General features: G+C 44.8%; 5 protein-coding genes and 1 tRNA gene. 3 read left to right on the top strand and 3 right to left on the bottom strand.

The window, feature by feature from the left end; genetic code table 11:
* Window positions 1–37 precede the first annotated feature (37 nt).
* Window positions 38–109, bottom strand: a tRNA-Val gene (locus tag F6K46_RS15305).
* A gap of 384 nt (window positions 110–493) precedes the next feature.
* Between F6K46_RS15305 and F6K46_RS15310 the strand changes: the two genes are divergently transcribed.
* Window positions 494–3076: a CHASE2 domain-containing protein gene (locus F6K46_RS15310; protein ID WP_293053972.1), complete on the top strand. Its 2583-nt coding sequence runs from the start codon at window positions 494–496 to the stop codon at window positions 3074–3076.
* Window positions 3077–3151: 75 nt separating this feature from the next.
* Entirely contained in the window at window positions 3152–3949 is a 798-nt protein-coding gene (locus F6K46_RS15315; protein ID WP_293053975.1) for a DUF928 domain-containing protein, read from the top strand.
* A gap of 233 nt (window positions 3950–4182) precedes the next feature.
* Here the strand turns inward: F6K46_RS15315 and F6K46_RS15320 are convergent, their stop codons facing one another.
* A complete protein-coding gene (locus tag F6K46_RS15320) occupies window positions 4183–4602 on the bottom strand; it encodes a helix-turn-helix domain-containing protein (protein ID WP_293053978.1) in 420 nt (139 codons plus the stop codon).
* Window positions 4603–4711: 109 nt separating this feature from the next.
* Between F6K46_RS15320 and F6K46_RS15325 the strand changes: the two genes are divergently transcribed.
* The gene (locus tag F6K46_RS15325; protein WP_293053981.1) at window positions 4712–5032 is read left to right on the top strand and encodes a hypothetical protein; all 321 of its coding nucleotides are present in this window, start codon (window positions 4712–4714) and stop codon (window positions 5030–5032) included.
* Between the two features lie 238 nt (window positions 5033–5270).
* Here F6K46_RS15325 and F6K46_RS15330 read toward each other — a convergent pair whose 3' ends face one another.
* The gene (locus F6K46_RS15330) at window positions 5271–5528 is read right to left on the bottom strand and encodes a hypothetical protein (protein ID WP_293053983.1); all 258 of its coding nucleotides are present in this window, start codon (window positions 5526–5528) and stop codon (window positions 5271–5273) included.
* Window positions 5529–6000: the final 472 nt, after the last annotated feature.

A 6000-nucleotide genomic window follows, 5' to 3' on the forward strand; every position in this document is an offset into this window, starting at 1 on the left:
CACGCTACGCGAACAGCTATCAGCATATGCTTACCCATGGGCGATACTGGGTTCGAACCAGTGACCTCTTCCGTGTGAAGGAAGCGCGCTACCACTGTGCTAATCGCCCATACTTTTTTAGTCACTAGCTTTACAGTATACCACAAATTACGGTCACGTGACAACTAATGTTTGCGTGAAAAGCTGACTTTTCTGATATCCCTTGATGGTGAATCAGTCAGCTGTGGATCAAGCTAGATATCAATCTAGATATAAAATCTTAAAACTACACTATAGCATTTTTATACCACCAATTTAGGAGTTGACAAACACAAGTAAGTAATGTTACATTAGCATCGCAATAGTTTTAATGGTTAGACCCCTATAAACAGTGGTTTGCATAACTATCAGGTAGACAGGATTTTTTTCACTCTTTCCTCTTCCCTTTTCCCTGCTCCCTGCTCCCTAAAAACCCAGAACTTTGTACTTAATTGAATTGCAAACCGCTGTATCGATGAGTCAGTCACTAGTCTTAAAACTGGGAAATGGAAATTGTCAGGAAGGTTTTCCTACTGTTATCGCTCAACTTTGGGAAACAGATCATCGTAATCCGATTCAGTTTACTGGATGTTTGCCTGCTGCACCGGAACTGCCTAAACTCTACAAACGCTGGCAATTAATGTATGCAGCACTCTACGGAGGCTTCAGGTGCGATCTCCGTCTGGAAATTCATGACGTTAGTATCACTAATGTTTCAGAAGCTGAGTTTAGGAATCTGTCTCAACAGTTAGAAGAGCAAATTAATACCTGGCTCAATGCTGAAGAATTTCACAAGATTGAACGGCGAGTGCGAACTAAACTAATGCCGTCTGAGGAAATTAGAGTGATTATCGAGGCGGAAGATGACCAAGTGCGACGATTGCCTTGGCATTTGTGGCGTTTATTTGAAGATTACCCGCTGACAGAAGTGGCGTTGAGTAGCCAAGAGTATGAGCGAGTCAGAACGCCAGCTCGAGAGTCAACGGGTCAGGTTAGGGTATTAGGAATTTTAGGAAATAGTGAAGGGATTGAGGTTGAAAAAGACCGCGCTTTACTTGAGCAGTTACCAGAGGCGGAAACTGTTTTTGTGGTGCAGCCACAACGCCAAGAGCTTAACCACCAGCTTTGGGATAAACAGGGATGGGATATCCTGTTTTTTGCGGGACATAGCGGGAGTGGGGCGGATGCTAAAACCGGTTACATAAGTATTAATCAAACTGATAGCTTAACGATTTCCCAGTTAAAGCATGCTCTGAGAACAGCTATTACCTGTGGTTTGAGACTGGCAATTTTCAACTCTTGCGATGGCTTGGGATTGGCACGGGAATTGGCTGATTTACATATTCCTCAATTGATTGTGATGCGGGAGCCGGTACCCGATCGAGTGGCACAGGAGTTTTTGAAGTCCTTTTTAACGGCATTTGCTGGTGGAAAATCCTTATATTTGGCAGTGCGGGAAGCTAGGGAACGGTTGCAAGGGTGGGAAGATAACTATCCTGGTGCTAGCTGGTTGCCAGTGATTTGCCAAAATCCGGCTGTTGTTCCGCCGACTTGGCAACAGTTGCGCGATCGCAATCAATTCCCTTCTGTTTCAGGTAGCTCCAGTCAGGCTCATGGGTCACAAACCTCTTCAGAGGGTCAACACATGATGCGATCGGCTGTAACAAAGGGTCAAACTTCATTGCCCAGTACCTCCCCTACTCCTTCAGACCAAACTAGCTCCGACAAACCATCCCATTCGTTTCCGATTCGTTTACTATGGTGCGATCGCGTTTTGTTACTCAAGGCTAGTGTATTCGCCATGGCTTTGGTGATGGGATTGCGGTGGTTGGGACTATTGGAAGGGCTTGAACTAAAAGCTTTTGACAAACTGATGCGACAACGACCCTATGAAATGCGGGACGAGCGTCTGTTGATTGTTAAGGCTACCCCAGAGGATATTAAAAATCAGGAACAGCAACCCAAGCATGGGGCATCGTTATCAGACCATACTCTTACTCGGCTATTTGAGAAACTCCAGGAGTATGAACCAGTCACGATTGGCTTAGATATCTATCGTGATTTTCCGGTGGATCCAGCTTACCCTAAACTAGCAACTTACCTGGGACAAAAGAATTTATTTGGTATCTGTAAAGTTAAAGATGCTAAGGCTGGGGACACCGAAGGGATTTCTCCACCACTGGAAATTCGGCCCGATCGGATTGGTTTTAGTGATGCTTTACCTGACCAGGGGGGAATCCTCCGTCGCCATCTGTTATCTCTGAACTCACCAGACCTGACTGATAAGTGTACTGCTAAGAATAACCTTAGCCTGCTACTAGCCCTATACTATCTAGATGCTAAGGGTATCCAATGGGGCTACACATCAAATCAGCAATTGTGGATTGATGCGCCAGATTTGGATAACGGTAAAACTGTTGTGCTGAAGGAATTAAATTCTGATACCGGTGGCTACCACAGAGTGGATGCAGCAGGTAGACAAATCTTGCTAAATTACCGTTCCCGTCGTTCTCCTGAAGATATTGCACTAACAGTCAATGTTGGCGATATTCTCAATGATAAGATTCCGCCCCAGCGCAGGTCCCAACTGAAGGGTCGGATTATTCTTGTTGGTATAGCCGGTCCAATTAATACCAGTAGTGATTACTGGCTCACCCCTTACAGTGCCAGTCAGTCCCTGAGCGAGAAGCGAACACCAGGAGTGGTGATTCAAGGACATATGGTAAGTCAAATCCTGAGTGCGGTTCTGGATAATCGACCTTTGTTGTGGGTTTGGTCAGAATGGGGAGAAGTGCTGTGGATTTGGGGTTGGTCTGTGGTAGGAAGTGTAATTGGTTTGGTAATGGGATTCCGCTCAGGCCAGGCTAGGGGTATGCATTTCCTAAGTGGCTTGGTAATCTCGACGGGAGTGGCACTTGGTGCTTTGTATGGCATTTGTTATCTGTTTATTTTGCAAGGGGGTTGGATACCGCTGGTGCCATCAGCAATGGTATTGGTGCTTACTTCGGTGGGTATGGTTTTGGTAGTACGTTATACACCATGTTCCAATCAGATGTGAAACTAGGATTGATGCAAAAAGGGAACTTCTGAGACCCAGCCAGCATCTTCCTTGGCAAAAGCATCGGAGTTGACAATGGTTAAAATTAAACTGCTTTATGGGATTGCGTTTGCTCTGACGACTCTCACTAGCTACCCAGCACAAGCGCAATTGATGGAATCCACTGGCAATAGGGCTGAATCTATAGCAGTAGAGTTTAAACAGCCAGATTATTCAGGTGATGCGCCGAGCGGACGTAGGCGAGGTACAGGTAATCGTGGATATTGTCCTATGGCTGTTTCTGAAATGGGAGGAAACCTTAGGATGACTCCTGTGATCGCTAAAGATAGTAGGGGATTGACAGTTAATGAGTCTCCGACTATCTGGGTTCATGTTTCCTATCAATCTGAACCTATTGAGAGGGGGCTTTCTGGGGAATTTTCCTTGCAGGATTCAAAAACTAACACCAAGCTTGCTCCAAAATATCTCCCTGTTACTTTGCCAAGTCGGTCTGGTGTGTTTAGCATACCTCTTCCGTACTCCTTAGAGGTTGGTAAGTGGTATCGCTGGTATCTGATCCTTGATTGTAATTCCCCAGATTCGTTTGACAATGACTCGTTTTTGTTTATCGAAGGATTTTTGAAACGGGTTGAATTGCCAGAGTTTAAGCATCAGTTAGATAATAAAACCTCACAGAAGCTAATTACAGTTTATGCTCAAAATGGCATTTGGTATGATGCCTTGAATGAATCAGCTAAACTTCGTTGTAGTAATCCACAAAATTCTACTTTTGCTGAGGCTTGGTCCCGATTGTTGAAAGCGGTTGAATTGGAAGAAATTGCCCAGGAAAGTTTGATCTGTCGGGAGTCGTTGAGTTTAACTACAAGGGAGTAGGGAGTCGGGAGTCGGGAACAGGGAGCAGGGAACAGGGAATAGGGTTTGATGGGTTTTTTATGTAAAGCTATCAGCTATCAGCTATCAGTCATCAGCTATCAGTCATCAGCTATCAGTCATCACTCATCAGCTATCAGTCATCAGCCAAAGGCCAACGGCTGACCGCTGACCGCTGACCGCTGACGGCTAAATGGTTACTTTTTTATAAGTATCTAATTGAAATGCATAACAGCTTAGGCGATCACTTTAAAGTCAGAAATCGTCTCAATCCATACCCGTGCTCCACACTTTAGGGGTTCATCTGGGCGATACATCACCCGACAGGGGCCATTGACTTCGACCGTATGACCGTAAGTGTTTTTAGAGCCGCGTTTTACGGTAATCACGGGATTGCGTTCGCCAGTGTTGTGATTTTGGCGAATCACTTTTTGATTAACGTGGATGACAGCTTTAGTGTAATTTGTGCGCTTTGACCAATTCCGCTTTGGTCCGCGAGTACCAGGGGTGACCACTGGCATGCCATCAAATAAGGGAATTACCCAAGTTCTACCGACCTTATAAGCACCTTTGACTCTGCCCTTGCTCAACAGGAAACGGACGCGAGTGGCAGAGATACCTAGTAATTCAGCGGCTTGTGCGGTAGAAATCATCATGGCGGTAAAACCATTGCTTTAACGATATTGTGATTTTAACACAATTTTTTAAAAGATGCAAGGGTTGGGTGGAAAATATGATTAGAGTGGTAAGGGTGGTTCAAAACTATTGCAGCGATGCAGCGCGGTCTTGGGAAGGCAGCGCGGTCTTGGGGGTCTCCCCCATGAGCGACTGCATCAAGACATTGTCGCAAGTCTTTGGTTGGTGCGTTACGGGGCGGCTTCAGGCGCGAAGAAGTTGAACATGAAGGCAAGCCCGCCCCTAACACACCCTACGCAACATCTCCCCGATTCCCGATTCCCGATTCCCGATTCCCGATTCCCGATTCCCGATTCCCTACTCCCTACTCCCTACTCCCTACTCCCTACTCCCTGTTCCCTCATCACAATAAAAAAATTCGGTCAAGTTCTGGTTAATTCCAATCCTTGACCGAATTATTTGTTGTAATAGTCAAAAACCCTAGGGTTCTTGACTATGTCTTCACCAATTCATCAGGAAATTATCCCGATCAACAACATACTAACTTAGGTTTCAGACTTCAGACTTCGTACTTTCTCCTTTTCTCCTAAGTTTTGACCTGTCGCCAGCGATGCAGCGCGGTCTTGGGGGTTTCCCCCATCAGCGACTGCATCAAGACAGGGATTGGCATCCCTGGCAATTTGCTATCTTAATCTAGCAACAGATGTCGAATCAATATACTGATCACCTCACCAGAATTTCCGATAGGTTGAGGAGTGCTCCACTCATCAACTTGGGCGTAGCCACGGCTATAAAGGCTATAGATTGTGACCCGCACAATTTTGGGAGAACCGATCAATATATGTTTGATTTGCTTCCGTCCTGGCTGGGGTTTGCCAAATGAGTCAGGGAGATTAGGATTGTTGGGGTTATACTCGAAATTTGGGAGAAAGTTTTCGATGTCCATAATGTTTTTTGTTGTTGTATTGGTGACATTTTGATGGTAATAAATAATTATTTAATTTGTCAAGTAATTTTTGATTTTTTTTGCAAAAGGGGGTATATAATAAATTTTTTTTGCTTAATTTTGTATTAGCGATCGCGTAGCATAGCCTACGGCAAATCCCTTAGTGCATCAGAGCATTACATTTAATTTTAAAGGTTAATTTTGCGATAGTATTTAAGTTTAGATCGTAATCTTGGGATAGTATTTAAATTGATAAGATATTTATGGGTTCCCGTAGCGGCTCCTAGATACCATCTCTTTCTATGCCATTGACTTGCTGGATCCCCCCCAGCCCCCCTTATCAAAGCTATCCATTAGGCAAAAGTAGTCGAAACAGTGATAGAGACTAGGACGTAGAAGCAAGTTGTGAACCTTCAAACAAATGGTAAAAGGTAGAAAGCCCTCGCCAGAGAGTTTTCAAGCCAGGTTCGCC

The organism is Moorena sp. SIO3E8 (assembly GCF_010692445.1).
Classification (GTDB): domain Bacteria; phylum Cyanobacteriota; class Cyanobacteriia; order Cyanobacteriales; family Coleofasciculaceae; genus Moorena; species Moorena bouillonii.

What these genes read in the sequence shown, in the direction of transcription:
- F6K46_RS15310 (WP_293053972.1), top strand. Translation starts at nt 494, where the DNA reads ATGAGTCAGTCACTAGTCTTAAAACTGGGAAATGGAAATTGTCAGGAA.
- F6K46_RS15315 (WP_293053975.1), top strand. Translation starts at nt 3,152, where the DNA reads ATGGTTAAAATTAAACTGCTTTATGGGATTGCGTTTGCTCTGACGACT.
- F6K46_RS15320 (WP_293053978.1), bottom strand. Translation starts at nt 4,602, where the DNA reads ATGATGATTTCTACCGCACAAGCCGCTGAATTACTAGGTATCTCTGCC.
- F6K46_RS15330 (WP_293053983.1), bottom strand. Translation starts at nt 5,528, where the DNA reads ATGGACATCGAAAACTTTCTCCCAAATTTCGAGTATAACCCCAACAAT.